The organism is Microbacterium meiriae, from assembly GCF_040702565.1.
Classification (GTDB): domain Bacteria; phylum Actinomycetota; class Actinomycetes; order Actinomycetales; family Microbacteriaceae; genus Microbacterium; species Microbacterium meiriae.
Window position 1 is genome coordinate 241,666 of the sequence record NZ_JBFBLJ010000003.1, and the last position, 24,370, is coordinate 266,035.

Annotated in this window: 20 protein-coding genes and 1 tRNA gene; 18 read left to right on the forward strand and 3 right to left on the reverse strand. The window is 70.5% G+C overall.

Annotated elements, in window-relative coordinates:
- The 5 genes from phnD to AB0310_RS14905 are packed head-to-tail and all read left to right on the forward strand — an operon-like array spanning window position 1 to window position 4,290.
- The gene (phnD, locus tag AB0310_RS14885) at window positions 1-990 is read left to right on the forward strand and encodes a phosphate/phosphite/phosphonate ABC transporter substrate-binding protein (RefSeq protein ID WP_280564663.1); all 990 of its coding nucleotides are present in this window, start codon (window positions 1-3) and stop codon (window positions 988-990) included.
- 1 nt (window position 991) lies between these two features.
- A complete protein-coding gene (gene phnC, locus AB0310_RS14890; RefSeq protein ID WP_232089084.1) occupies window positions 992-1,816 on the forward strand; it encodes a phosphonate ABC transporter ATP-binding protein in 825 nt (274 codons plus the stop codon).
- Between the two features lie 26 nt (window positions 1,817-1,842).
- Window positions 1,843-2,637, forward strand: a complete 795-nt coding sequence (gene phnE, locus AB0310_RS14895; protein ID WP_363590150.1) for a phosphonate ABC transporter, permease protein PhnE — start codon at window positions 1,843-1,845, stop codon at window positions 2,635-2,637.
- A complete protein-coding gene (gene phnE / locus AB0310_RS14900) occupies window positions 2,634-3,449 on the forward strand; it encodes a phosphonate ABC transporter, permease protein PhnE (RefSeq protein WP_280564668.1) in 816 nt (271 codons plus the stop codon). Before phnE (AB0310_RS14895) ends, phnE (AB0310_RS14900) begins: the two co-directional genes overlap by 4 nt.
- Window positions 3,436-4,290 (forward strand): MurR/RpiR family transcriptional regulator, encoded by an 855-nt coding sequence (locus tag AB0310_RS14905; protein ID WP_259951349.1) that lies wholly within the window; start codon window positions 3,436-3,438, stop codon window positions 4,288-4,290. Before phnE (AB0310_RS14900) ends, AB0310_RS14905 begins: the two co-directional genes overlap by 14 nt.
- A gap of 130 nt (window positions 4,291-4,420) precedes the next feature.
- Here AB0310_RS14905 and AB0310_RS14910 read toward each other — a convergent pair whose 3' ends face one another.
- Window positions 4,421-5,929 carry a PucR family transcriptional regulator gene (locus AB0310_RS14910; protein ID WP_366237534.1) on the reverse strand — a complete coding sequence of 503 codons (1,509 nt, stop codon included), beginning with the start codon at window positions 5,927-5,929 and terminating at the stop codon, window positions 4,421-4,423.
- 93 nt (window positions 5,930-6,022) lie between these two features.
- Here AB0310_RS14910 and gabT point away from each other — a divergent pair, with 93 nt between their 5' ends.
- The 8 genes from gabT to poxB all read left to right on the forward strand — a co-directional run bounded on the left by gabT (window position 6,023) and on the right by poxB (window position 16,495).
- A complete protein-coding gene (gene gabT, locus AB0310_RS14915) occupies window positions 6,023-7,384 on the forward strand; it encodes a 4-aminobutyrate--2-oxoglutarate transaminase (RefSeq protein ID WP_366237535.1) in 1,362 nt (453 codons plus the stop codon).
- A 91-nt stretch (window positions 7,385-7,475) separates the two neighbouring features.
- Window positions 7,476-8,858, forward strand: coding sequence for a flavin monoamine oxidase family protein (locus AB0310_RS14920; RefSeq protein WP_101848465.1), 1,383 nt, complete (start codon window positions 7,476-7,478; stop codon window positions 8,856-8,858).
- Window positions 8,858-9,742 carry a universal stress protein gene (locus AB0310_RS14925; RefSeq protein ID WP_366237536.1) on the forward strand — a complete coding sequence of 295 codons (885 nt, stop codon included), beginning with the start codon at window positions 8,858-8,860 and terminating at the stop codon, window positions 9,740-9,742. Before AB0310_RS14920 ends, AB0310_RS14925 begins: the two co-directional genes overlap by 1 nt.
- Window positions 9,742-11,298 (forward strand): APC family permease, encoded by a 1,557-nt coding sequence (locus tag AB0310_RS14930; RefSeq protein ID WP_025102346.1) that lies wholly within the window; start codon window positions 9,742-9,744, stop codon window positions 11,296-11,298. The genes AB0310_RS14925 and AB0310_RS14930 overlap by 1 nt, the downstream gene beginning before the upstream one ends.
- Before the next feature lie 14 nt (window positions 11,299-11,312).
- Window positions 11,313-12,779 (forward strand): NAD-dependent succinate-semialdehyde dehydrogenase, encoded by a 1,467-nt coding sequence (locus AB0310_RS14935; RefSeq protein ID WP_187662198.1) that lies wholly within the window; start codon window positions 11,313-11,315, stop codon window positions 12,777-12,779.
- A 25-nt stretch (window positions 12,780-12,804) separates the two neighbouring features.
- On the forward strand, window positions 12,805-14,169 hold the full coding sequence (locus AB0310_RS14940) for an NAD-dependent succinate-semialdehyde dehydrogenase (RefSeq protein WP_366237537.1): 1,365 nt from the start codon (window positions 12,805-12,807) through the stop codon (window positions 14,167-14,169).
- Window positions 14,170-14,292: 123 nt separating this feature from the next.
- Window positions 14,293-14,730, forward strand: coding sequence for a pyridoxamine 5'-phosphate oxidase family protein (locus AB0310_RS14945; protein ID WP_315637815.1), 438 nt, complete (start codon window positions 14,293-14,295; stop codon window positions 14,728-14,730).
- A 40-nt stretch (window positions 14,731-14,770) separates the two neighbouring features.
- The gene (poxB, locus tag AB0310_RS14950; protein ID WP_366237538.1) at window positions 14,771-16,495 is read left to right on the forward strand and encodes a ubiquinone-dependent pyruvate dehydrogenase; all 1,725 of its coding nucleotides are present in this window, start codon (window positions 14,771-14,773) and stop codon (window positions 16,493-16,495) included.
- A gap of 61 nt (window positions 16,496-16,556) precedes the next feature.
- Here the strand turns inward: poxB and AB0310_RS14955 are convergent, their stop codons facing one another.
- Window positions 16,557-19,349: a hypothetical protein gene (locus AB0310_RS14955; RefSeq protein WP_366237539.1), complete on the reverse strand. Its 2,793-nt coding sequence runs from the start codon at window positions 19,347-19,349 to the stop codon at window positions 16,557-16,559.
- Between the two features lie 28 nt (window positions 19,350-19,377).
- On the reverse strand, window positions 19,378-21,198 hold the full coding sequence (locus tag AB0310_RS14960; RefSeq protein ID WP_366237540.1) for an HSP90 family protein: 1,821 nt from the start codon (window positions 21,196-21,198) through the stop codon (window positions 19,378-19,380).
- Between the two features lie 192 nt (window positions 21,199-21,390).
- Between AB0310_RS14960 and AB0310_RS14965 the strand changes: the two genes are divergently transcribed.
- The 5 genes from AB0310_RS14965 to rplA all read left to right on the forward strand — a co-directional run bounded on the left by AB0310_RS14965 (window position 21,391) and on the right by rplA (window position 24,290).
- A tRNA-Trp gene (locus AB0310_RS14965) sits at window positions 21,391-21,463 on the forward strand.
- A gap of 39 nt (window positions 21,464-21,502) precedes the next feature.
- Window positions 21,503-21,775: a preprotein translocase subunit SecE gene (gene secE / locus AB0310_RS14970; RefSeq protein ID WP_025102339.1), complete on the forward strand. Its 273-nt coding sequence runs from the start codon at window positions 21,503-21,505 to the stop codon at window positions 21,773-21,775.
- Between the two features lie 42 nt (window positions 21,776-21,817).
- Entirely contained in the window at window positions 21,818-22,852 is a 1,035-nt protein-coding gene (nusG, locus tag AB0310_RS14975; protein ID WP_025102338.1) for a transcription termination/antitermination protein NusG, read from the forward strand.
- 305 nt (window positions 22,853-23,157) lie between these two features.
- Window positions 23,158-23,589 (forward strand): 50S ribosomal protein L11, encoded by a 432-nt coding sequence (rplK, locus tag AB0310_RS14980; RefSeq protein WP_025102337.1) that lies wholly within the window; start codon window positions 23,158-23,160, stop codon window positions 23,587-23,589.
- A gap of 11 nt (window positions 23,590-23,600) precedes the next feature.
- Window positions 23,601-24,290: a 50S ribosomal protein L1 gene (gene rplA / locus AB0310_RS14985; RefSeq protein ID WP_025102336.1), complete on the forward strand. Its 690-nt coding sequence runs from the start codon at window positions 23,601-23,603 to the stop codon at window positions 24,288-24,290.
- Window positions 24,291-24,370: the final 80 nt, after the last annotated feature.

Genomic DNA, 24,370 nt, shown 5'->3' on the forward strand with positions numbered 1-24,370 from the left:
ATGCGTACCTCCCCCTTCCGCCGCCCGGTTCTCGGTCTCGCCGCCGCCGGTGCCCTGCTGACCGTCGCGCTCGCCGGGTGCTCCGGCACCACTGCCGGGTCCGACCCGTCCGCCGCCCCCGCCGAGGATCCGGACTCCCTCGTCCTCGCCCTCGTCCCGTCGCAGGACCAGGACGGCCTCGTGGAGACAGCCGCCCCGCTGACCGACTACCTCACGGAAGAGCTCGGGATCGAGGTGACCGGTGTCGTCTCGAAGGACTACCAGGCCGCGGTCGAGGCGATGGGCGCGGGGCAGGCGCAGATCGGCTTCCTGCCGTCGCTGCAGCTCTGGCAGGCGAACGACATGTACGACGCGTCCGTCGTGTTGCAGACCGAGCGCAACGGCAACATCACCTACCCGGCGCAGTTCATGACGAACAACCCCGACAAGTACTGCGAGGACGAGCCGGTCGCGCGTGACGGGATGCTCTTCTGCAACGGCGCCGACGCCATGACCGGACCCGCCGGTCTCGACAGCATCGACAAGGTGGAGGGCGCGAAGGTCGCCGTCCTCGGCCCGGGGTCCCCCGCCGGTTACATCTACCCGATCCTCGCGCTCCAGGAGGCGGGCCTGGACACGGACGCGGACATCGAGCAGATCCCGGTGACTGCGAACGACGCGTCCGTGCTGGCCGTCTACAACGGCGACGCGGAGGTGGGCTTCAGCTTCTGGGACGCCCGCACGATCGTGCAGAAGGACACCCCGGACGTGGGGGAGAAGGTCGTCGTCTTCGCCATGACCGAGGAGATCCCGAACGACGGCGTCGCTCTGTCTGCCGACCTGTCCCCGGAGCTGCAGGAGCGCATCACGACCGCGCTCGAGGAGTTCTCGAACACGGAGGAGGGCTCGACGATCCTGGAGAGCATCTACTCGATCACCAAGCTCGCACCGGCCGACCCCGCGTCGCTCGACGTCGTCGCCCGGGCCGCCGAGGCCCTGGGGCTGCAGTAAATTGTCCGCTCCGCATCACCCGGTGGACGCCGCGGCTCCGGCCGCGGCGTCCACGCCGTGGAACATCCGTCTCGACGATGTGACGGTGCGCTATCCGAACGGCACGATCGGGTTGAACCGCGTCTCACTGGAGATCGCCGCGGGCGAGATGGTCGCCGTCGTCGGGCTCTCCGGCTCGGGGAAGTCGACTCTCATCCGCACGATCAACGGCCTGGTGCCGGTCACGTCCGGCACCCTCGACGTCGGCGGGCATCGCGTCAGCGGCGCCTCCCCGCGCACGCTGCGCCGGCTCCGGGGGGACATCGGCATGGTCTTCCAGGGCTTCAACCTCGCCGGTCGCGCCAGCGTGCTGCACAACGTGCTCGTCGGGCGTCTCGCCCACACGCCGCTGTGGCGCACACTCCTCGGTGCCTATCCTGAGGTTGACCGGCAGCGCGCGTACCACGCGCTCGACCGGGTCGGGATCCTGCCCAAGCTGCACGCGCGGGCCTCCGATCTCTCCGGCGGCCAGCAGCAGCGCGTCGCGATCGCCCGCGCTCTGGCGCAGGAGCCTCGCGTCGTCCTGGCGGACGAGCCGGTGGCGAGCCTCGACCCGCCCACGGCGCACGGCGTGATGAACGACCTGCGGCGCATCAACCGCGATCTCGGCATCACGGTGCTCGTCAACCTCCACCTGCTCGACCTCGCCCGTGAATACGGCGCCCGGATGATCGGCATGCGCGCGGGCGAGATCGTCTACGACGGCCCCGCCGCCGGTGCCTCGGACGCGGACTTCGAGGGCATCTACGGCCGGTCGCTCACCTCGGACGATCGGCTGGACGCGTGACCCCCGTCGTCGACCAGGACACCGCGGTGGCACCGCTCGACGTGCCCGCGCGCCCACCCGGTGCCTGGAAGGGAGCCGCTGTCCTGGCGGGTGTGGTCGCCGTGACGGTCGTGATGTGTCTGCCCGGTGTCGGCATCGGAGTCGACCTCGACGCGATCGCGCGCAACTGGCAGAACGGCGCCGACAAGGTGCTGAAGCTGCTGGTGCCCGACTGGTCGTTCTTCCCGCGCACGGTCCCGCCGCTGATCGAGACCTTGCAGATGGCGGTCATCGCCACCGCCCTGGGCGCCGCCGTGTCCTTGCCCCTGAGCTTCTGGGCGGCGCGGGCGACGAACCCGAACACGGGCGCGAGACTGGTCGTGCGCGGGGTCCTCAACGTCGTGCGCAGTGTTCCCGACCTGCTGTACGCCGCCATCCTCGTGGCGATGGTGGGCGTCGGCGCCCTTCCCGGGATCCTGGCGCTGGTCCTGTTCAACATCGGCATCATCGTCAAGCTCGTCTCCGAGGCGATCGACACGAACGACCGCGGGCCCCTCGAGGCCGGCCGGGCCGTGGGCGCGACGCAGATGCAGATCAACCGGACGCTCGCCCTTCCGGACGCCTGGCCCGCCTTCGCGAACCAGACCCTCTACGTCTTCGAGCTCAACGTGCGCGCATCGACCGTGCTCGGACTCGTCGGCGCGGGCGGGATGGGGCTGCTCATCGACGCCGTCCGCACGTTCTACCGCTACGACCAGCTCTCGCTCATCATCCTCGAGATCCTCATCGTGGTGATCGTGATCGACGTGGTCTCCGACGCCGTCCGACGGAGGCTCGTATGACCGCGCCCCTCACCGCCGTCCCCGCCCGGCCTCGGCGCCCCTGGCTCCTCGTCGGATGGGGCCTCGTGACCGCCGTGATCGTGCTGGCCTTCTGGTCGATCGACATCTCCTGGGCGCGCCTCGCCGATCTCCCGGCGGAGATCGTCCGCTACACCGTGCTCATGTTCGGCGACCCGAACTGGGAGAAGCTCCCCGAGGCCCTGTGGCAGACCTGGCGGAGCATCGAGATGGCCTGGGTCGGCACGGTGCTCGGCATCCTCCTCGCGACACCCCTGAGCCTGCTGGCCGCTCGCGGCTTCGGACCGGTCTGGCTGCGCAATCTGCTTCGCGGGCTGTTCTCGCTCATCCGCGCGGTCCCGGAGATCATCATCGCGATCGTGATCCTCTCGGTGACAGGGCTCACGCCCTTCACGGGAGCCCTGGCGCTCGCACTCAACGGCATCGGCACCCTCGGCAAATGGGGCTATGAGGCCGTCGAAGCCGTGCCCCGTGGCCCCATCGAGGCGGCACACGCGGCCGGCGGCAGCACTCTCCAGGTGCTGCGATGGGGAGTGTGGCCACAGGCGGAACCGGCGTTCTGGTCGTTCTGGCTCTACCGCTTCGAGATCAACGTGCGCTCGTCGGCCGTCCTCGGCCTCATCGGCGTCGGCGGCATCGGTGACATGCTCACCTCCTACACCCAGTACCGTGAGTGGTCGACGGTGGGTGTCCTGCTCATCGTGGTTGTCACGGTGACGATGCTGATCGACGCGGTATCCGGCGCGATCCGCCGCCGGATCATGGAGGGAGCCCGAGCCCGTGTTCGCCCCTAGCTCTCCGCCGAGCGTGCGCATCGCCGCGGTCCGCAACACCTTGCAGCCCGCGGAGCGGCGGGTGGCCGAGCTCATCCTGGACTCCGCCGACGCCGTCGTGGAGTGGACAGCGCAGGAGCTCGCCGACCGGGCGGGTGTCGGCCGCGCCACCGTCGTCCGTGCGTGCCAGGGCTTCGGCTACCGCGGCTACCCGCAGCTCCGGGTCGCGCTGGCCGCCGAGCTCGGCGGGGGGAGCGGTGACGCTGCGGTCGATCACGGGCCGGGTGTGCTGGGGCGGATGCGCGGTGAGATCGACCGTGTCGCGGCGTCCCTCCCCATGCTGGCGAGTCTCCTGGACCCGGCGACCGTCGACGCGGCAGTCGCCGCGACCGCTTCCGCGCGACGTGTGCTGGTCCTGGCGAACGGTCTCTCGTCGCCGATCGCGAGCGATCTGGCGATGCGGCTCACGGCGGCAGGGCGACCGGCGGAGTTCATCGCCGACGCCATCGCCCAGCAGATCGCGGCTCGGCATCTCACGGAGCAGGACGTGTGCGTCATCGTCAGTGGTTCCGGAGCCAATGAGGCGAGCCTGCGTGTCGCGACCGCCGCCGCCCGCGGCGGTGCGACGGTGATCGCACTCACCTCGTTCGCGTCCTCCGCGCTGACCGACGCGGCCTCCCTGTCGCTCGTCATCACCCCGGCCGGGGTGAGCTTCCGCGAAGAGCTGCAGCACGCCTCCCGCGTCGCCTTCCTCGTGTTCGCCGAGGTTTTCGCGGCCGCGGTCACCTCCGCCCGCGGCGACGCCGCCGTCCAGGCTCGGGCACACGCCCTCGAAGTGGTCTCCGACAACCTCGACGGCTGAGGGACCGCGGTTCCGGCTGCACGACCTCGGTCCGCGGGCATGACCTGGCGGGCCGATCCGTCGTGCAGGTGTCGCGCGGTCGTGCAGGTGTCGCGGGGGAAGGGGGGAGGCGGGGACGGAAGGGGCCGGGTCAGTCGCGGGCGGTCTGCAGGAGGGCCCACACCTCGGCCCGGGCGGGGAAGGTCGTGAGGTCGACCCCGAGGAGGGCGCCGGCATGGGAGACCCGGGAGCGGAGGGTGTGCCGGTGGATGCCGAGGGCGGCCGCGGCCTGCTCGGCCCGCGTGTCGTGGTCGAGCCAGGTCCGCAGCGCGTGTTCGAGCGCGGTGCCGTGGGCGGCGTCGTGTTCCCGGAGCGGAGCGAGCCGCGACTCCGCGACGAGCCGGGCCTCATCCGTCGCCAGCGCCGTGAGCAGGCTGGATCCGACCGTGTCGGCGTACCGGACGGCGCCGCTCGTGCCCGGCTGTCGGAGAGCGATGAGCGCCTGGGCGTGCGCGCGGGAGAAGGCGTCGTACCCCTCCGGGGCCGAGACGCCGACGCGGGCGCTGAAGCGCGAGGCCGCGTCGTCGAGAAGAGCCTCGTCGGCCGCGGACACGCAGATGACCACGCCGTCCTCGGAGTCCGCGAGGAAGACGGGCGTCCCGTGCTCGACCCGTCGGCGCTCCCACCAGTCGAGGAGAGGCTCGGCCGGGGCATCCCCGGTCACCGCCACCACCACGGGGGCGGGCGGAAGGCTGCCGAGGACACGGCGCGCGAGGCCGGGGTCGTCGCCCAGGAGCGAGCGCAGCAGCTGCGTGTGCAGCCGGCGGCGGCCGCGGGCGAGCTGCTCGCTCTGCTCACGCGCCAGTCCCGCCATCGCGATGACCGAGGTGACGACGGCCCTGGCCTCCTGGTCGAGGGCGTCCGCCGCCACGGCGAGGACGCCGCGCAGGTGCCCGCCCCGCCCCACCGTGAAGAGCATGAAGGTGTGCGCATCGAGGGTGAGGGACTGCCCCGCCTCGAGTCCGCGGTCGAGGATCTCCTGGACCCGCGTCCCGAGCCCTTCCCGGACAGTCGCCGAGAGGGCGTCGCGGGGGTGGGCGACGATCAGGTCGCCCGCCGCGTCGAACATGCCCGCCCAGGCACCGAGTCGACGGCCGAGTTCGGTGATGATCGCCTCGAGCCCGCGCGGCCGGAGGGCGGCGAGGGCGAGGGCGCGCTGGGTGTCCAGCGCCCAGGTGCGCCGGGCGTAGGCCTGCGCCGCGATCGCCTCGGAGTGCGCGCGGGCCACGGCGATGAACGGCGTGCGGTACGGCACCTCGAACAGGGGGATGCCCTGCGCCGCGCACGCCGCGATCAACTCTTCCGGTGTTCCCGAGCGATGCACGTCGGTCCCGAATCCGAGCCCCAGCACGCCGCGCTCGGCGAGCCGGACGACGTAGGGGGCGATGGCCTCCGCGTCGTCGAACTGCGTGCCGGTGGTGAGGAGGACGAGGTCTTCCGCGAGGAAGGGCGTCGGGTCCGCGAGGTCGGAGCTGTGCACCCAGCGCAGCGGCCGGTCGAGCGCGCCGTCCGGCAGATCCGTTGCGGTGGAGACGAGGCGCAGGTCGAGATCCCGGCGGCGCAGCAGGGCGGACAGCGTGGAGGGATCGGCGGGGGCCATACGATCTCCGGTTGTACGAGACGGCGAAATCAATTCTCCGATTGTACGACCCGGCGAATGCGGGCGTCTCCGCTGCCGCCGTACGCTCGCGACATGGCTCTCCTCGACACCGCAGCACCCGCAGTCCCCCTCGGCGGCCCCGACCTCCCGCAGGAGCGTCGCCTCGTCACGGAACTCCCCGGCCCGCGGTCGGCCGAGGTCCTCGCCCGCAAGGCGGACGCGGTCGCCGCCGGTGTCGGTCACACGGTGCCGGTCGCCGCCGTCGCAGCCGGGGGAGGAGTGGTCGTCGACGCCGACGGCAACTCGCTCATCGACCTCGGCTCCGGCATCGCCGTGACCACGGTCGGCAACGCGCACCCGAAGGTGGCCGCCGCCGTGGCCGCGCAGGCGGCGCAGTTCACGCACACCTGCTTCATGATCTCGCCGTACGAGTCGTACGTCGGCGTCGCCGAGGCGCTCAACCGCGTCACCCCCGGCGACTTCGCCAAGAAGAGCGCCCTGTTCAACTCCGGCGCCGAGGCTGTCGAGAACGCGATCAAGATCGCCCGCAAGCACACCGGTCGTCAGGCCGTCGTCGCGTTCGACCACGGCTACCACGGCCGCACGAACCTCACCATGGCGCTGACCGCGAAGTCGATGCCGTACAAGAGCGGCTTCGGTCCGTTCGCCCCCGAGGTGTACCGCGCGCCGATGTCGTACCCGTTCCGCGACGGGCTCGAGGGCGGCGAGGCCGCGGCCCGCGTGATCCTCCAGCTCGAGAAGCAGATCGGCGCTGACAACCTCGCCGCCGTCATCATCGAGCCGATCCAGGGCGAGGGGGGCTTCATCGTCCCCGCCGACGGTTTCCTCCCCGCGATCGTCGACTGGTGCCGCGCGAACGGCGTCGTCTTCATCGCCGACGAGGTGCAGACCGGGTTCGCCCGCACCGGACACATGTTCGCGAGCGAGATCTTCGGCATCGAGCCCGACCTCATCACCACCGCCAAGGGCATCGCGGGCGGGCTGCCGCTCGCCGCCGTGACCGGCCGCGCCGAGATCATGGACGCGTCGCACTCCGGTGGCCTCGGCGGCACCTACGGTGGCAACCCCATCGCGTGCGCCGCGGCGCTCGCGGCCATCGACGTGTTCGAGAACGACGGCGTCATCGAGCGTGCCCGCGAGATCGGCGAGATCCTCCTCGGCCGCCTCACCGCCCTCCAGGCCGAGGACGCCCGCATCGGCGACGTCCGCGGTCATGGCGCGATGGTCGCCGCCGAGTTCGTCGACCCGGAGACCAATGCTCCGGACGCCGCGCTCACGGCTGCTGTGGCCAAGGCGTGCATCGCCCAGGGCGTCATCGTCCTCACCTGCGGCACGTACGGCAACGTCATCCGCTTCCTCCCGCCGCTGTCCATCGGCGACGACCTGCTGAACGAGGGCCTCGACGTCGTGGCCGAGGCGCTCGCCGGCGCCTGACACCCTGTCCGGTCGCGTCCCCGGATCGGGGGATTTCGGGACGCGACCGGTACTTCATCCCCCGCATCCCCCGACGACGAAGGAGTTGCAGATGGCTGAGATCACCCGCGACGTGCTGATCGTGGGCGCCGGAGCCGCAGGGCTCACGGCGGCCAACGACCTGCGGAAGGCCGGGCTGTCGGTCGCCGTGCTGGAGGCCCGCGACCGCGTGGGTGGCCGCCTGTGGACCGACGTGATCGACGGCGCCATGCTGGAGATCGGCGGCCAGTGGGTCTCGCCCGACCAGGACGCGCTCAAGGACACGATCGAGGAGCTGGGGCTCGAGACCTACAGCCGGTACCGCGAGGGCGACAGCGTCTACGTCGGCCCGGACGGACAGGCCCACCGCTTCACGGGCGAGATGTTCCCGGTGTCGGCGGAGACCGAGGCCGTGATCGCGCGCATCACCGGCATCCTCGACGCCCTCGTCGCCGAGATCGACCCGGACAAGCCGTGGGAGCACCCGAACGCGGCCGAGTGGGACTCGATCTCCTGGGACGCCTGGCTGCGCTCGCAGACCGACGACGACGAAGCCGTGCGTAACCTCGCCTTCGCCACCGGCTCGGCGATGCTGACCAAGCCGACCCACGCCTTCTCGCTGCTGCAGTCGCTGCTCATGGCGGCCTCGGCCGGCTCGTACTCGAACCTCGTCGACGCCGACTTCATCCTCGACAAGCGCGTCGTGGGAGGGCTCCAGCAGGTGCCGCTGCGCCTCGCCGAGCGCCTGGGCGAGGACGTGCTGCTGAACCAGCCCGTCCGCAGCCTGGAGTGGTCGGATGACGGGGTCGTGGCGACCACCGACGACCTCACGGTGCGGGCGCGGTACGCGATCCTCGCGCACGCCCCCATCCTCTACAACCGCATCTCCTTCGTCCCGCCGCTGCCGCGTCGCCAGCACCAGCTGCACCAGCACCTCTCGATGGGCTTCGTCATCAAGGTGCACGCCGTCTACGACCGCCCGTTCTGGCGCGAGCAGGGCCTGAGCGGCACGGCGTTCAGCCCGTACGAGCTCTCGCACGAGGCCTACGACAACAGCAACCACGGCGACGAGCGCGGCACTCTGGTCGGCTTCGTGTCCGATGCGAACGCCGACGGCGTGTTCGAGCTGTCCGCCGAGGAGCGCAAGGAGCGCATCCTCGAGTCGCTGTCGCACTACTACGGTCCCGAGGCGAAGAACCCGGTCGTGTACTACGAGAGCGACTGGGGCAGCGAGGAGTGGACGCGTGGCGCCTACGCCGCGAGCTTCGACCTGGGCGGCCTGCACCGCTACGGCGCCGACCTGCGCACGCCCGTCGGACCGATCCACTTCGCCTGCAGCGACATGGCAGGAGCGGGTTACCAGCACGTCGACGGGGCGATCCGCATGGGCCACTTCGTCGCGGCGAACATCGTCGACGCCCGCCGCGAGGCCGGCGCTCCCGAGAGCATCGGCTGATGACCGGCTCGGTCGTCGTCGGCTACACGGCGACGGATGCGGGGGCGGACGCGGCGGCGCTGGGCGCACGTCTGGCGCGCAGCATCGGTGCGACCCTCCACCTCGTGATCGTGCTGCCGACCGAGGGCACCCGGAGCGCCGCCGTGCCACCGGAGCGCGCCTACGAGGACGTCATCCGGAAGCAGGCGCGGAGCTGGCTGCAGGACGCGGTCGTGCGTCTCCCGCAGGAGCTGGTGCGCAGCGGCCATGTGCGCTTCTCCGAGTCGTTCGCCGAGGGGCTCATCGCCGCCGGTGAGGAGTTCGCCGCCAGCGTCATCGTGATCGGCACGGCCGGCGGCGGCCTCTTCGGCCGGCATCGCCTGGGCAGCGTCGCATCGGAGCTGCTGCACTCCTCGCCGATCCCGGTGGCCCTCGCACCCTCCGGGCTCGCGCAGCAGGACGACCACGTGCTTCCGCGCGTCACGGTCGCCGTCGGCACGCGTCCCGGCGCGGAGGGCGTGCTCGACCAGGCCGTCGCCCTCGCCGGCGCGGCCGAGGTGAGCCTCCGGCTGGTGTCGCTCGTGCCGTTCGACGTGCCGCCGGGACTCGACACCGGCGCGATCCGCCTCGCCGGCAGCGAGCACGCGCACCAGGTGCTGGCCGTGGCGGCCGAGCGCCTGCCGGACGGCCTCGGCGCCGTCGTCGAGGAGGCGCCGGGCGAGACGGTGGAGGACGCCGTGGCCGGGCTCTCCTGGCTCCCCGGCGAGGTCTTCCTCGTCGGCTCCAGCCGGCTGGCGCAGCCACGCCGTCTCTTCCTGGGCTCCACGGCGGCGAAGATGCTGCACGAGCTGCCCGTCCCCATGATCGTCGTCCCGCGCACCCGCATCGAAGCAGGAGACCGCTGATGAGCAGCACCAACCGGGCGACGGAGCCCGCATCCGGCGTCACGACCGGAATCTCGACGAAGGGCCTGAGCGCCGGCACCGTCGGCCTGATCGGCGCCGTCGTGATCGGCATCTCGTGCATCGCCCCCGCCTACACGTTCACGGCCGCCGTCGGCCCCACCGCGTCCGAGGTGGGCGCGCAGATCCCGGCGATCATCCTCGTCGGCTTCATCCCGATGCTCCTCGTGGCCTTCGGCTATCGCGAGCTCAACAACCGCATGCCCGACTCCGGCACTTCCTTCACCTGGGCCGCCAGGGCGTTCGGGCCGTGGGTGGGCTGGATGGCCGGATGGGGCCTCGTGGTCGCCACGATCCTCGTGCTGTCCAACCTCGCCGGGGTCGCGGTCGACTTCCTGTTCCTGCTGCTGTCGCAGATCACGGGCAACGCCGAGATCGCCGATCTCGCCGGCGTCACCTGGATCAACATCGGCGTGTGCCTGCTCTTCATGCTCGGCGCGACGTGGGTGTCGTACCGGGACATGCAGACCACGCAGAAGCTGCAGTACTGGCTGGTCGGATTCCAGATCCTCGTGCTCGTGTTCTTCGCGGTCGCCGCGATCGTGCAGGCCGTGGGCGGCAACGGCTTCGACTACCAGCCGTTCGACCTCAACTGGTTCAACCCGTTCGCGATCTCGTCGTTCAGCGCGGTCGCCGCCGGTCTGTCGCTGTCGATCTTCATCTTCTGGGGCTGGGACGTCACCCTCACCATGAACGAGGAGACGAAGGACCCGGAGAAGACCCCGGGTCGCGCGGCCACCGTCACGGTGCTCACGATCGTCTCGCTCTACCTGCTCCTCGCCGTCGCGATGATCATGTTCGCGGGCGTCGGTACGGGGGAGCTCGGCCTCGGCAACGGCGACATCCAGGAGAACGTGTTCTTCCACCTCTCCGGGCCGATCCTCGGGCCGCTCGCGTTCCTCGTCTCCCTCGCGGTGCTCACGAGCTCGGCGTCGTCGCTGCAGTCGACGTTCGTCGGTCCGGCGCGCACCCTGCTCGCGATGGGTCACTACGGCGCGCTGCCGAAGTCGTTCGCGAAGGTGAGCCCCCGGTTCTTCACCCCGGGCTACGCCACCATCGTGTCGGCCATCGTGGCCTCCGCGTTCTACGCCGTGATGCGCGTGGTCAGCGAGGACACGCTGTGGGACACGATCCTCACGCTCGGCATGATGATCTGCTTCTACTACGGGATCACCGCGTTCGCCTGCGTCTGGTACTTCCGCAAGCAGTGGTTCGACTCGGCGCGGAACGTCTTCTTCACCTTCCTGTTCCCGCTGGTGGGCGGCATCATCCTGGCGATCCTGTTCTTCACCACGCTGATCGACTCCATGGACCCGGCCTACGGCTCCGGGTCGGAGATCGGCGGCATCGGGATCGTCTTCATCCTCGGCATCCTCATCATCGTCGTCGGGATCGCCGTGATGATCTGGAACGCCATCCGCCGCCCCGCCTTCTTCCGCGGTGAGACGCTGGGTATGGACGCTCCGCCCAGCCGCCGTCGTCGTCCCACGTCCGTCTGAAAGAGAGAGAATCCATGAGCACTCAGAACGAGCAGGCGCTGCTCGACAGCATCCCCACCGGCCTCTTCATCGGCGGGGAGTGGATCGAGGGGGAGACCGGCGCGACCTTCGACGTCAAGGACCCCTCGACCAACCAGGTGATCCGCACGATCGCTGACGCCACCCCCGCGGACGGCATCCGGGCGCTCGACGCCGCCGTCGCCGCACAGGACGAGTGGGCCGCGACCGCGCCGCGCGTGCGCGGGGAGATCCTCCGCCGGGCGTTCGACCTCGTGCAGGAGCGCAAGGAGGACCTCGCGCTGCTGATGACGCTCGAGATGGGCAAGCCCCTCGCCGAGGCCCGCGGCGAGGTCGCCTACGGCGGCGAGTTCCTCCGCTGGTTCAGCGAGGAGGCCGTGCGCATCAGCGGCCGCTACGGCCTGAACCCCGAGGGAACCGGTCACATGATCGTGTCGCAGCGCCCCGTGGGACCGTCGTTCTTCGTCACGCCGTGGAACTTCCCGTTCGCTATGGCCACGCGCAAGATCGCCCCGGCCCTCGCCGCCGGCTGCACCGTGGTGATCAAGCCACCGGCACTCACGCCGCTCACGACCATCTTCTTCACGACGCTGCTCGAAGAGGCCGGTCTGCCCAAGGGTGTCGTCAACGTGGTGCAGACCTCGAAGTCGAGTGCCCTGTCGGCGCCGATCATCGCCGACCCGCGCCTGCGCAAGCTCTCCTTCACCGGATCGACCGAGGTCGGCCGCAAGCTCATCGCGCAGGCCGCCGAGGGCGTGCTCCGGGTGTCGATGGAGCTCGGCGGCAACGCCCCGTTCGTCGTGTTCGACGACGCGGACCTGGACAAGGCCGTGGAGGGTGCGCTGGCCGCGAAGTTCCGCAACATCGGTCAGGCCTGCACGGCGGCGAACCGCTTCATCGTGCACAAGGACGTCGCGGGCGAGTTCGCCAAGCGCGTCACCGAGCGCGTCAACGGCATGAAGATCGGTCGCGGCACGGAGGACGGCGTGGCGATCGGCCCGCTCATCGACGAGGACGCCGTGGCCAAGGCCGGCGAGCTCGTGGACGACGCCGTCGAGCGCGGCGCGACCCTGCTCGCGGGCGGCAAGGCGCTCGAGGGCACCGGCACGTTCTACGAGCCCACGGTCCTCACCGACGTCGTCCCCGGTTCCGCGATCCTCCGCGAGGAGATCTTCGGCCCGGTACTCGCGATCGCGACCTTCGAGACGGAGGACGAGGCCGTGCGTCTCGCCAACGACACCGAGTACGGTCTGGTCTCCTACGTGTTCACCGAGAACCTGCAGCGCGGTCAGCGGATGATCGACGCGCTGGAGACGGGCATGATGGGTCTCAACGTGGGTGTCGTCTCGAATGCGGCGGCTCCCTTCGGCGGCGTCAAGCAGTCCGGCGTCGGCCGCGAGGGCGGCTTCGAGGGCATCCACGAGTACCTGTCCACCAAGTACACGCTGATCCCGGTCTCCTGACCGGCACGGCAAGAGGAGGAGAGACATGACCGACTACGCCGTCGTCAACCCCGCCACCGGCGAGACCCTGGCGTCGTACGACACGTTCACCGACGCGCAGATCGAGGAGGCCGTCGCCGCCGCGGACGAGGCGCACCGCGAGTGGTCGCGCTCCACCACGGTCGCCGACCGTGCCGCGCTGCTGCGCCGTGCGGCCGAGCTGCACCGCGAACGCCGCGAGGAGCTGGCCGACATCTTCGTGCGCGAGATGGGCAAGCCCCGGGAGGCCGCACTCGGCGAGGTCGACTTCGCCGCCGACATCGCCGAGTACTACGCGGACCAGGCCGAGGACATCATGGCCGACCAGCCCATCAAGATCCTCGGGGAGGGGTCGGCGATCATCCGCCGCTCCTCGCTGGGACCGCTCGTGGGCATCATGCCGTGGAACTTCCCGGCCTACCAGATCGTGCGCTTCGCGGCGCCGAACCTGATCGTCGGCAACACGATCCTGCTGAAGCCCGCGCCGCAGTGCCCGGAGTCGTCGAGCGCGATCGAGGCGATCTACCACGACGCCGGCTTCCCGAAGGGCGCGTACCAGAACGTGCTCGCGACGAACGACCAGATCGCGGCCATGATCGCGGACCGGCGGGTGCAGGGGGTGTCGCTGACCGGCTCCGAGCGCGCCGGCGCCGCGGTCGCCGAGGTGGCGGGGCGCAACCTCAAGAAGGTCGCGCTGGAGCTGGGCGGGTCCGACCCGTTCATCGTGCTCTCCACCGACGACCTCGACGCCACCGTGCAGGCGGGTGTCGACGCGCGGCTCGACAACAACGGTCAGGCCTGCAACGGCGCCAAGCGCTTCATCATCGTCGACGACCTCTACGACGCGTTCGTGGAGAAGTTCACGGCGGCGATGGCGGCCGTCGAGGCGACCGACCCCACGCTCGACGACACGGTCCTCGGCCCGGTCTCGTCGGAGGCGGCGGCGGAGAACCTGCAGAAGCAGATCGACACGGCCGTGGCCCAGGGCGCGACGCTGCTCACGGGCGGTACGCGCGACGGGGCGTTCTTCGCACCGACGGTGCTCGCCGACGTGACCCCGGAGATGGACGTCTACCGCGAGGAGCTGTTCGGTCCCGCGGCGGTCGTGTACCGTGTCGCGGACGAGGACGCGGCGGTCGCGCTGGCCAACGACACCACGTTCGGCCTCGGCTCCTACGTCTTCACGACGGACGAGGCGCAGGCGGAGCGGGTGGCCGACAAGATCGAGGCGGGCATGGTCTACGTGAACCTCGTGCTCGCCGACAGCCCGGAGCTCCCGTTCGGCGGCATCAAGCGCAGCGGCACGGCACGCGAGCTGGGCCACCTCGCCGCCGACGAGTTCGTCAACAAGAAGCTGATCCGCATCGGCTGATCGTCGACCCACCCCCTTGCGGCCGAGCGGCCCCCTTGCGTACCCACGCAAAGGGGCCGCTCGCACGAGAGGGGCCGGGTCGACGGGGGTGCGCGTCGAGGGCGGACGAGGCACAATGGCGGCATGAGCGCGCACACGGATCCGGTCCAGACCCTCACCGCGGAGCAGAGCTGGGAGCACCTGCGCAGCCAGGAGCTCGGGCGGCTCGTGACCCGGGTCGGCGAGACCATCGACATCTTCCCCGTGAACTATGCCGTGGACGGCGAAGGCCTGCTGTTCCGCACCGCGCCCGGGAGCAAGCTGTTCGAGCTGACGGTCACCGCGGACGTGCTCTTCGAAGTCGACGACCACACGGACACCGCGGCCTGGAGTGTCATCGTGCGCGGACGTGCGGAGGCTCTGGAGACCGACGCCGACATCGAGCGGGCGGAGGCGGCGGGTCTGCGCCCGTGGATCCCGACCGACAAGCGCGTGTACGTGCGCATCGCGCCGGCATCGGTGTCCGGCCGTGCGTTCCGGCGCGATCCGGAGCCTGACCGGGACGGCCCGCAGGAGTACTGAGCCCGGCCCGGGGCGGCCTCGGCGGGCGTAGGGTCGGGGTATGGCCAACGTCGCTGAGAACATCGTCAAGACTCTGAACGCCAACGGAGTCGACCGGGTCTACGGCATCCCGGGCGACTCCCTGAACGGACTCACGGACGCCCTCCGCAAGGACGGCCGGATCCGCTGGGTGCACGTGCGCCACGAGGAGTCCGCCGCCTTCGCCGCCGCGGCCGACGCCGGCACCACCGGAGACCTCGCCGTCGTGGCGGGTTCATGCGGCCCCGGCAACCTGCACCTCATCAACGGCCTGTACGACGCGCAGCGCTCCCGAGTGCCGGTGCTGGCCATCGCCGCCCACATCCCGACCGTCGAGATCGGCACCGGATACTTCCAGGAGACGCATCCGCAGGAGCTGTTCCGCGAGTGCAGCGTGTACGTCGAATACGTCGCGGACCCGTCGCAGATGCCGCGGCTGATGGAGATCGCCATGCGCGCGGCCATCGAGCAGCGCGGCGTCGCGGTCCTCGTGATCCCCGGTGATGTGGCGCTGTCCGAGATCGCGGACGACCGTGCCGTGGTGATCGAGCGCACCCGCCCGCTGATCCAGCCCAGCGGTCCGGAGCTGGAGAAGGCCGCGACCATGCTGAACGCGGCCAAGAAGGTCACCATCCTCGCCGGGGCCGGCGTGGAGGGCGCGCACGACGAGGTGATCGCGCTCGCCGACGCACTCGGTGCCCCCATCGTCCACGCGCTGCGCGGCAAGGAGTTCATCGAGTACGACAACCCGTTCGACGTCGGCATGACGGGGCTGCTCGGATTCGCGTCGGGTTATCGGGCGATGGAGGCGGCGGATACGCTCCTCGTCCTCGGCAGCGACTTCCCGTACGAGCAGTTCTACCCGGAGCACGCGACCACCATCCAGGTCGACATCCGCGGCTCGCAGCTCGGCAAGCGGCACCCGCTCGACCTCGGGCTCGTCGGCGACGTGAAGGCGACCGCCGAGGCCCTGCTGCCCCGACTCGCCCGGAAGGACGACCGCGGCCACCTCGACGACGCCGTGGCCCACTACCGGAAGACGCGGAAGAAGCTCGACGAGCTCGCGGTGCCGGCGAAGGGCGCACGCCCCATCCACCCGCAGTACCTGGCACGCCTGCTGGACGAGTACGCCGCCGACGACGCGATCTTCACCGCCGACGTGGGCTCGCCGACCGTCTGGGCCGCGCGCTACCTGTCCATGACCGAGGGACGCCGGCTGATCGGGTCGTTCACGCACGGCTCGATGGCGAACGCCCTGATGCACGGCATCGGCGCGCAGGTCGCACATCCGGATCGTCAGGTCGTGGCGCTCGCCGGCGACGGCGGCCTCGCGATGATGCTCGGCGAGCTGCTCACGCTCACCCAGAACGGTCTCCCGGTCAAGACGATCGTGGTGAACAATTCATCGCTGAACTTCGTGGAGCTGGAGATGAAGGCCGCCGGCTTCGTCACCTACGGCACGGGGCTCGACAACCCGAGCTTCGCGGCGATCGCCCAGGCCATGGGCATCTTCGCCCGTCGGGTGGAGCGCAGCGAGGATCTGCCGGAGGCGGTCCGTGAGGTCCTCGCGCACGACGGTCCCGCGCTGCTCGACGTCGTGACCGAGCGCCAGGAGCTGTCCATGCCGCCGGCGATCGAGGCCGCGCAGGTCAAGGGCTTCGCGCTCTACGCGATCCGCACGGTCATGTCGGGCCGCGGGGACGAGCTGCTCGACCTCGCACGGGCGAACTGGCGTCAGCTGTTCTGACGCGCTCACCACCGCGACGACGCCGGCTCGGGACCCCTGTGGATCCCGAGCCGGCGGCGTGTCAGTTCTCGACGAGGGCCCTGACCTCTGCGGCCTCGGCGTGCCGTCCCAGTGCCTCCAGCACATCGCCGAGCTCCAGTGCCGCGACCTGACGCAGCGGCGGGAAGCTCTCGGCATGGTCCAGGGCGCTCCGGTAGACGGGTACGGCGTCGGCCGGACGGTCGTTCCCCGCGAGGACGCGCCCCGCGAACAGTTCCGAGCTCCCGGCGGCGCCCTGATCCCCGAGCGCGGCGAAACCATCGGCGGCAGTGAGGGCGGCGGCGACGGACTCGTCGATCCGGCCGAGCTGGGCCAGGGCGCGGCCGCGGGAGTCGGTCACGTCGGCGAGCAGCCAGCCGGCTTCATGCTCCTGGGCGAGCGCGGCGACCTCGTCGAAGAGGGGGAAGGCGCGCTCGTCGCCGCGACCGCCGTAGGCCTGGCCGAGGCTGTGCAGCACCTCGGACAGCGCGCCGACGGCCTCGGGGGTGCGACGAGCGATCTCCGCTGCGCCCTCCAGCAGCCGCACGGCGTCGTCGTGCTCCTCGAAGCGGGCGAGGATCTTCGCCTGCTCCGTCATGGCCATGGCCTGGTCCGCGTGCGCCTCCGCCTGTCCGAACAACTCGGCGGCGTAGCCGTGTGCTCCGACCGCCTGGCCGAACTCTCCGGACTCGGCGAGAGACCGGGCGAGGAGAGAGGCGGTCATGGCACGGGAGCCGGCGGGCGTCTCGGCGTCCTCCTCGCGCTGGAGCACGTCGCCGAAGAGCTCCGCGGCCTCCTCGGCGTCTCCCGCGCGGAGCATCGCCCTGGCCAACCGGAAGTCCACGCCGGTGCGATCGCCGTCATCGTGCAGCCGAGCAGCCAGACGGTAGCGGGCGACGGCCTTCTCGGGCTCCTCGGCGTCCTCCCAGAGCGCGCCCGCGAGCACATGGGCGTCGGCGAGAGCCCGCGTGGCGCCGAGCTCGGCGAGCAGCCGGCACACCTCGTCGGCGTCCGTCGCCCCGTCCTGGTACGCGCCCGTGCCACCCCGCACGCGGGCCCGAGTCTGCAGCGCGTGGGCCCGATGACCGGCGGACAGGTCGTCCTGGGCGAGGAAGCGGTCGAGGAGCGTGCGGCCGGCGTCGAGGTCGCCCTTGCTCAGCACGGCGCCGATCGCCACGAGGGTGGTCGTGTTGGACAGCCGGGTGTCCTCCGCCTCCGCGAACGAGCGGGCCGCGAGCTCGGCGAGGTCGAGGGCCGCGTCCGGCTCCTCGGCCCTGAGGTGCAGCGACGCGCGGCTGATGGCCAGGTCGCCGCGCGACCAGGCCGGCAGACGGTCGGCCGCGGCCAACTCCTCTTCGAGCGCCGCCATGGTCTCGTCGGTGTGCAGCCCGAAGGTCGCGAGCTTCAGACGCTCCTCGAGGTCGGCCTGCGCGTCGTTCCCTGCGGCCCGCAGGGCGGCGATCCGCTCGGGGAGGAGGCGCTCGGCCTCGTCCACGCGATCGAGCGCCACGAGGATGCCGAGGTGCATCGACAGGAGCTGCGCGCGCTGGGCGGGGTCGTCGACCTCCAGGGCGTGCGGCAGCGCGGCGAGGGTCTCCTGCTCGGCGCCGAACTGCGCGAGCTGCATCGCCCGCTCGTACCAGGCCTCCGGATCCGCCGGAGTGGTGGCCGGGGTCGGGGCGACGAACGCATCGGAGCGGATCGGGACGTCATAGCGCTCGTCGGCGAGAGCGCGCATCCGGGCGAGGCTGCGGGCGTGGCCGTCGGTGCCGTCCCGCTCGTCGAACTGCGCCCCGATGCGCTCGGCCGTGGACCAGGCGGCCGCGGCGAGGTCGGCGGCGCTCCACGGGCCGTCGTGGGCCCCGAGCAGCGGCACGAGTGCAGGGGCGTCGGCACCGCGGACCGGGGTGTCGCCGTGGCCGGCGGCGGTGACGCGGTCGAGAGCGACCGCGAACGCCGTGAGGGCGGCGAAGTGCGCGTCGACGTTGAGGCCGTCGTGGGCGAGCCACGCGACGTGCTTCTCGATCAGGGCCAGCGCCCGCGCCTCGTTGCCGGTGATCGCGGCGAACACGATGTTGTTCGCCACGATGCGCAGGTTGTCGGGGTTGTCCTTGGCCAGTCGGTAGCTGCGCAGGTGCGCGGTCTTCGCATCTTCCGTGCGTCCGGCGCGGAGGTACGGGAGGAGGACGCGGGAGAGCGCGTGCTCCGGCTCCTCGCCGCAGGAGAAACCGCCCTCGATCATCTCCTCGACGAGCCGGATGGCGTCGGCGTCGCGATCGGTCTCCGCGAAGAATCCCGCGAACTGGCTGCGGCTGCACGCGTCGCAGTGGCTGTGCTCGTCGCGCGGCGTGGCCTCGAGCTGCACGCGGAGGGCTTCGGCGGCGTCGAACCGGCCGGCGTCCCAGGCGTCCTCGAAGCGGGCGGTCAGCACGCCGCTGAGGCCGAGTCCTGCGGCACGGTAGTGCGACTCCATGTCGTCGAGCACCGCGGCGATCTGCTCCTGCGAGAAGGCGGGGGAGGAGCGCAGCGAGGACGCCATCCACTTGAACTGCCACATCAGGTCGGCGCCGCCGTTGTCGAGGTCGGCGGGGAACCGCTGCGGGTCGGCGTCGTGATGCGCGAGGCACCACGCGAAGGAGTTCAGCATGACGTCGGTGGCACCGACCATGTTCGCCGACGCGGTCTGCCGCATCCGGGCTTCGTATTCCAGCCGTTCGTCGCCGATCTCGATGGCCAGCGCGACCGCCTCCGCCACGAGGGCCTGCTCCGCCGGGCCCCACGGGGTGCGATCGATCTCCTCGATGAGCTGCTGGAAGCGCTTCTTCGGACGTGCCATGGAGGGCCCTTCGGGTAGTCGGGGGGTGTCAGCGCGCGTCGAAGGGGAGAGTGTCCCCCTCGATACCGGCGGAGAGTGAGACGAGGTCGGAGAGGGCGCTGGTCATGAGCGCCCGATCGGCGTCCGAGAGGGGGTGGTGCCCCGCGAGAAGCGCCTGGATGTAGAGCAGCTGGACGGTGCGTGCGAAGACGGCGTCGTCCTCGACGCGGACGAGGGCCCGGACGACGCGGTTCGACCAGTTCAGGCACAGTCGCGCCGTGAGGTCGTCGTCCCGCGACGAGGAGAGCGTCTGGTCGATGCGGTCGAGCACCCCGCCCCAGAGCGTGCTCGCGATGCCCTTGGTGCGCCCGCGGTCGATCGTCCGCAGCACCTCGGGGTCCGCCACGTACAGTCCGGTCAGCTCCGGGCGGTCGATCGCCCGGACGACCACGGCGCAGTCCGAGGACTGCAGGACGGCGCCGGCGCGGGACTCCAGCGCCATCGCGATGTCCCGGTCGTCCAGCGGCGGCGGGTCGAGGCGATCGAGCTCCCCGGTCACGTCGACCTTCTCGACCGTGACCTGCGGGTAGAGGTCGGGGAGCAGCCGGATCAGGTCGGCGTCGTAGAGGTAGCCGCCGTTGACGAGGACCTCGTCGGACGGCGAGATCCCGGCCACCTGGCGGAACTCGTCGACCGTCTGGGTGTAGCGCACGTGCGGGTACCGCTCCACGAGCTCGCCGATCCGCAGCGTGCCGTGCGTGGTCTCCACCGTGAGCCAGCGGGTGATGAAGCGCGCGAGCTCCTCGTCGTGTCGCACCAGGGACTTGAGGCCGACCTCGTGCACGGCGACGAACTGGGCGAGGCGATGCGGTTCACGCAGTCCGAGTTCGAGCACCCAGCGGCGGATCCCGGCGCCGAGCTGTTCGCGGACGTGCTCCAGCGCCGTGTCCTCGACGAGGGATTCGCGGCTCGCGGTCGGTGCGAGGCCGGTGGAGTCGATGACGGCGCGCACGAAGAACGCCCAGTCGGGCAGCACGTCGTCGACGCGTTCCGACAGCAGCATGCGGCCCAGATACATGCGGGTCGCCTGCCGGGCGCCGGGCGGAGGAGCGAAGGGCAGGACGTATGCCAGGCCCTGCGTCCCGGTCGCCGGCTCGGTCAGCGGGATCACGTCCAGCGGCGCCGCACCGAGCAGGTCGCGGCCGTACTGCACGGCCGCTTCGACGTCGGCGGCGGGGTCGAGGAAGGGCGCCTCGCGGGTCACGTCGATGTCCCCGCCGGTCGCATCGATGGTCACCCGCACGGGCAGGAACTCCCCGAACGTGGTCGCGAGCTCGTGCACGGCGGCCGGTCGCAGCAGCTCGTCGGCGTCGAAGCGCGGCACGAGGTGCACGCTGGTGCCGATCGGCAGGTCGTCATCGATCTCCGCGACCCGGAAGGTGCCGTCGGCGCTGCCCGTCCACTCCACCGCGGAGCCGCCTCTGGCGCTGCGGGAGCGGATGACGATGGTGTCGGCGACCATGAAGCAGCTCAGCAGCCCGATGCCGAACTGGCCGAGGAAGTCGCTCCGGGGGAGGTCGAAGATGTCCCGCTTGGAGCTGCGCCCGACGGTCGCGAGGAGATCGGCGACCTCGGCCGCGGTCAGCCCCACCCCGTCATCGCGGAGCACGAACTCGCCCGTCTGTGCGGTGAGCGGCGTGATGCGGATGCGGCCTCCGCCCCCGTCGACCTCGCGGCGCGCCGCGATCGCGTCCCGCGCGTTCTGGAGCAGTTCCCGCAGATAGACCCGGGGACTGGAGTAGATGTGCCTGCTGAGCAGGTCGACGACTCCGCGCAGATCCACCTGGAACTGCTGCACATCCCCACTCACATGCGTCCCTTCCTGCTTCGTCCGCCCGCCGAGCCTAGCAACAACGCGGGTTCCGCTTCCTGTTCGGCACCACGGGATCGATGCCGTATGCTTGGTGAGCAGTTGTTCTCTGCATTCTTTCGCCGTGCCTGGCGTCTTCGACATCGGCCGGTGGCAGGGTGGGGAGGGCATCCCCGAGATCTCCGGGTCTCTAGGGCGGTAGCTCAATTGGCAGAGCAGCGGTCTCCAAAACCGCAGGTTGCAGGTTCGATTCCTGTCCGCCCTGCGCGTCAGCGCACGCTGACACACGAAAGGTACATTCAGGATGGATCAGGACGAACCGCGCGGCGACGTCGTCGCGGCCGGCGCCACGCGCCAGAAGAAGGGCAACCCCTTCTCCCGGTTCTTCGGGGGCATCGCCCTGTTCATCCGCCAGGTCATCGCCGAACTGCGCAAGGTCGTCACCCCGACCCGCAAGGAGCTTTTCAAGTTCACGGGTGTGGTGCTCGTCTTCGTCCTGATCGTCATGGGCATCGTCTACGGTCTCGACTACGTCTTCGGGCTCCTGACGCACTACGTGTTCGGAATCCCTGGCTGATGACCCCCGCGGCATCGGCCGCAGCTATGGAGAAGAAGCAACGTGTCTGAACGATATTCCGACGACGCCGACTGGGCGACCGCCGCAGAGCAGTCCAGCGAGGAGGACGAGGCCCAGGAGGGCAACGTGCTCGCCGCCGAGGAGCTCTCGGTCACCTCTGCCGAGCACGTCGCGGTCCACGTCGAGGACGAGGACGGCGAGCAGGAGACGGAAGACATCGACATCGACATCGACGACCCGGAGGCGGACGCCATCGTGAACGACGCTCTGAACCTGGACGAAGCCGCGGAGTCCGAAGCCGCCGCCGAGGTCCTCAACGATTCCGTGGCCGAAGAGGTCGCGGAGCAGGAGGCCGAGGCCGCCGACGAGGTCACTCCCTACGAGGGGCCCGACGTCAACGGCGAGGACGACCGTCCGGCCGCCGAGTCCGACGAGGACGAGTCGGCTTCCGAGGAAGACCCGTACGAGGCCTTCCGCATGGACCTGCGCATGCTCCCCGGCAAGTGGTACGTCATCCACTCGTACGCCGGCTTCGAGCGCAAGGTCAAGGCGAACATCGAGCAGCGCAAGTCGACGCTCGAGGTCGAGGACGAGATCTACCAGGTCGAGGTCCCGATGGAGGACGTCGTCGAGATCAAGAACGGCCAGCGCAAGATGGTCACCCGCGTGCGCATCCCCGGCTACGTCCTGGTGCGCATGGAGCTCACGGAGGACACCTGGTCGGTCGTGCGGCACACCCCCGGCGTCACCGGCTTCGTGGGCAACGCCCACAACCCGACGCCGCTGCGCTTCGAAGAGGCCTTCAACATGCTGAAGTCCCTCGTCGAGGTCAAGGACGTCCCGACCGCCAAGAACATCGCGGCCAAGGGCGGCGTCGCCGTCGCCCGTCCGCTTCCCGCCGAGGTCGACTTCGAGGTCGGCGAGACCATCACGATCAAGGAGGGCTCGTTCGCGGGTCTTCCCGGTTCGATCAGCGAGATCAAGCCGGAGAGCGGCAAGCTCACGGTCCTCGTCTCCCTCTTCGAGCGCGAGACCCCGGTCGAGCTGTCGTTCGACCAGGTCACCAAGATGATCTGACCGCGGGTCACTGAGCCCGCCGAAGTGCACGAGAACGGCCGTCCCTTCCGGGGCGGCCGTCTTCTCTTCCCCGACCCACCCCGTTCCGTGTCTCCCGCCCCTTTGCGGACGCACGCACGGGGCCGGCTCGCACGCAAGGGGCCGGCTCGCGAGTAGGGGAGTGATCAGGTAGACTTACGTGGTTTGTGCGATAGCCCGCTGGGGTCCCTGAGCTTGTCGAAGGGCGCGCAGACGACCACGGGCCGGAAAGGCCGGAGCCGTGGGAGAAGCGGATGCTCGCATCCGCCTCGAGGAAAGGAAAGAGAATGGCACCGAAGAAGAAGGTGACCGGCCTGATCAAGCTTCAGATCAACGCCGGTGCCGCCAACCCGGCGCCGCCGATCGGCCCCGCGCTCGGTCAGCATGGCGTCAACATCATGGAGTTCTGCAAGGCGTACAACGCCGCGACCGAGTCGCAGCGTGGCAACGTCATCCCCGTCGAGATCACCGTCTACGAGGACCGCAGCTTCACCTTCGTCCTGAAGACCCCGCCCGCGGCGGAGCTCATCAAGAAGGCCGCCGGCGTGCAGAAGGCTTCGGCCACCCCGCACACCGTCAAGGTCGGCAAGATCACCAAGGATCAGGTCCGTCAGATCGCCGAGCAGAAGCAGGCCGACCTGAACGCGAACGACATCGAGGCCGCCTCGAAGATCATCGCCGGCACCGCCCGTTCCATGGGCATCACGGTCGAGGGCTGAGGAGAATAATCATGGCTACCAAGTCCAAGGCTTACAAGGCTGCCGCCGAGAAGATCGAGGCAGACCGTTTCTACACGCCGTCCGAGGCCGTCGCGCTCGCGAAGGAGACCGGTTCGGCGAAGTTCGACTCGACCGTCGAGGTCGCGCTGAAGCTCGCCGTCGACCCGCGCAAGGCGGACCAGATGGTGCGCGGCACCGTCATCCTGCCCCACGGCACCGGCAAGACCGCCCGCGTCATCGTGTTCGCCACCGGCCCCGCGGCCGAGGCGGCGATCGCTGCCGGCGCCGATGAGGTCGGCGGCGCCGAGCTCATCCAGAAGGTCGCCGACGGCTGGACCAACTTCGACTCCGCGGTCTCGACCCCGGAGCTCATGGGCCAGGTCGGCCGTCTCGGCAAGGTGCTCGGTCCCCGTGGTCTGATGCCGAACCCGAAGACCGGCACCGTGACCCCGAACCCGGCCAAGGCCGTCGAGGAGATCAAGGGCGGAAAGATCGAGTTCCGCGTCGACAAGCACGCCAACGTGCACTTCGTCATCGGCAAGGCCTCGTTCTCGGCCGAGCAGCTGAACGAGAACATCGACGCCGCTCTCGAGGAGATCGTCCGCCTCAAGCCGTCCAGCGCCAAGGGCCGTTACATCCAGAAGGGTGCGGTGTCGACCACGTTCGGCCCCGGCATCCCGCTGGACGTCAACGCCATCTGACGCGTCGACGGGTTCGCACCTGTCGCACCGAACGCCCCCGGTCCGCCCGGGGGCGTTCCGCGTTCCCGGGCCGCCCGCGA

Bases quoted from the DNA above. Each gene is read 5' to 3' on its own strand.
- phnD (WP_280564663.1), top strand. From the start codon at position 1: ATGCGTACCTCCCCCTTCCGCCGCCCGGTTCTCGGTCTCGCCGCCGCC.
- phnE (WP_280564668.1), top strand. From the start codon at position 2,634: ATGACCGCGCCCCTCACCGCCGTCCCCGCCCGGCCTCGGCGCCCCTGG.
- AB0310_RS14910 (WP_366237534.1), bottom strand. From the start codon at position 5,929: ATGGCCCCCGCCGATCCCTCCACGCTGTCCGCCCTGCTGCGCCGCCGG.
- gabT (WP_366237535.1), top strand. From the start codon at position 6,023: ATGGCTCTCCTCGACACCGCAGCACCCGCAGTCCCCCTCGGCGGCCCC.
- AB0310_RS14920 (WP_101848465.1), top strand. From the start codon at position 7,476: ATGGCTGAGATCACCCGCGACGTGCTGATCGTGGGCGCCGGAGCCGCA.
- AB0310_RS14925 (WP_366237536.1), top strand. From the start codon at position 8,858: ATGACCGGCTCGGTCGTCGTCGGCTACACGGCGACGGATGCGGGGGCG.
- AB0310_RS14930 (WP_025102346.1), top strand. From the start codon at position 9,742: ATGAGCAGCACCAACCGGGCGACGGAGCCCGCATCCGGCGTCACGACC.
- AB0310_RS14935 (WP_187662198.1), top strand. From the start codon at position 11,313: ATGAGCACTCAGAACGAGCAGGCGCTGCTCGACAGCATCCCCACCGGC.
- AB0310_RS14940 (WP_366237537.1), top strand. From the start codon at position 12,805: ATGACCGACTACGCCGTCGTCAACCCCGCCACCGGCGAGACCCTGGCG.
- AB0310_RS14945 (WP_315637815.1), top strand. From the start codon at position 14,293: ATGAGCGCGCACACGGATCCGGTCCAGACCCTCACCGCGGAGCAGAGC.
- poxB (WP_366237538.1), top strand. From the start codon at position 14,771: ATGGCCAACGTCGCTGAGAACATCGTCAAGACTCTGAACGCCAACGGA.
- AB0310_RS14955 (WP_366237539.1), bottom strand. From the start codon at position 19,349: ATGGCACGTCCGAAGAAGCGCTTCCAGCAGCTCATCGAGGAGATCGAT.
- secE (WP_025102339.1), top strand. From the start codon at position 21,503: ATGGATCAGGACGAACCGCGCGGCGACGTCGTCGCGGCCGGCGCCACG.
- rplK (WP_025102337.1), top strand. From the start codon at position 23,158: ATGGCACCGAAGAAGAAGGTGACCGGCCTGATCAAGCTTCAGATCAAC.
- rplA (WP_025102336.1), top strand. From the start codon at position 23,601: ATGGCTACCAAGTCCAAGGCTTACAAGGCTGCCGCCGAGAAGATCGAG.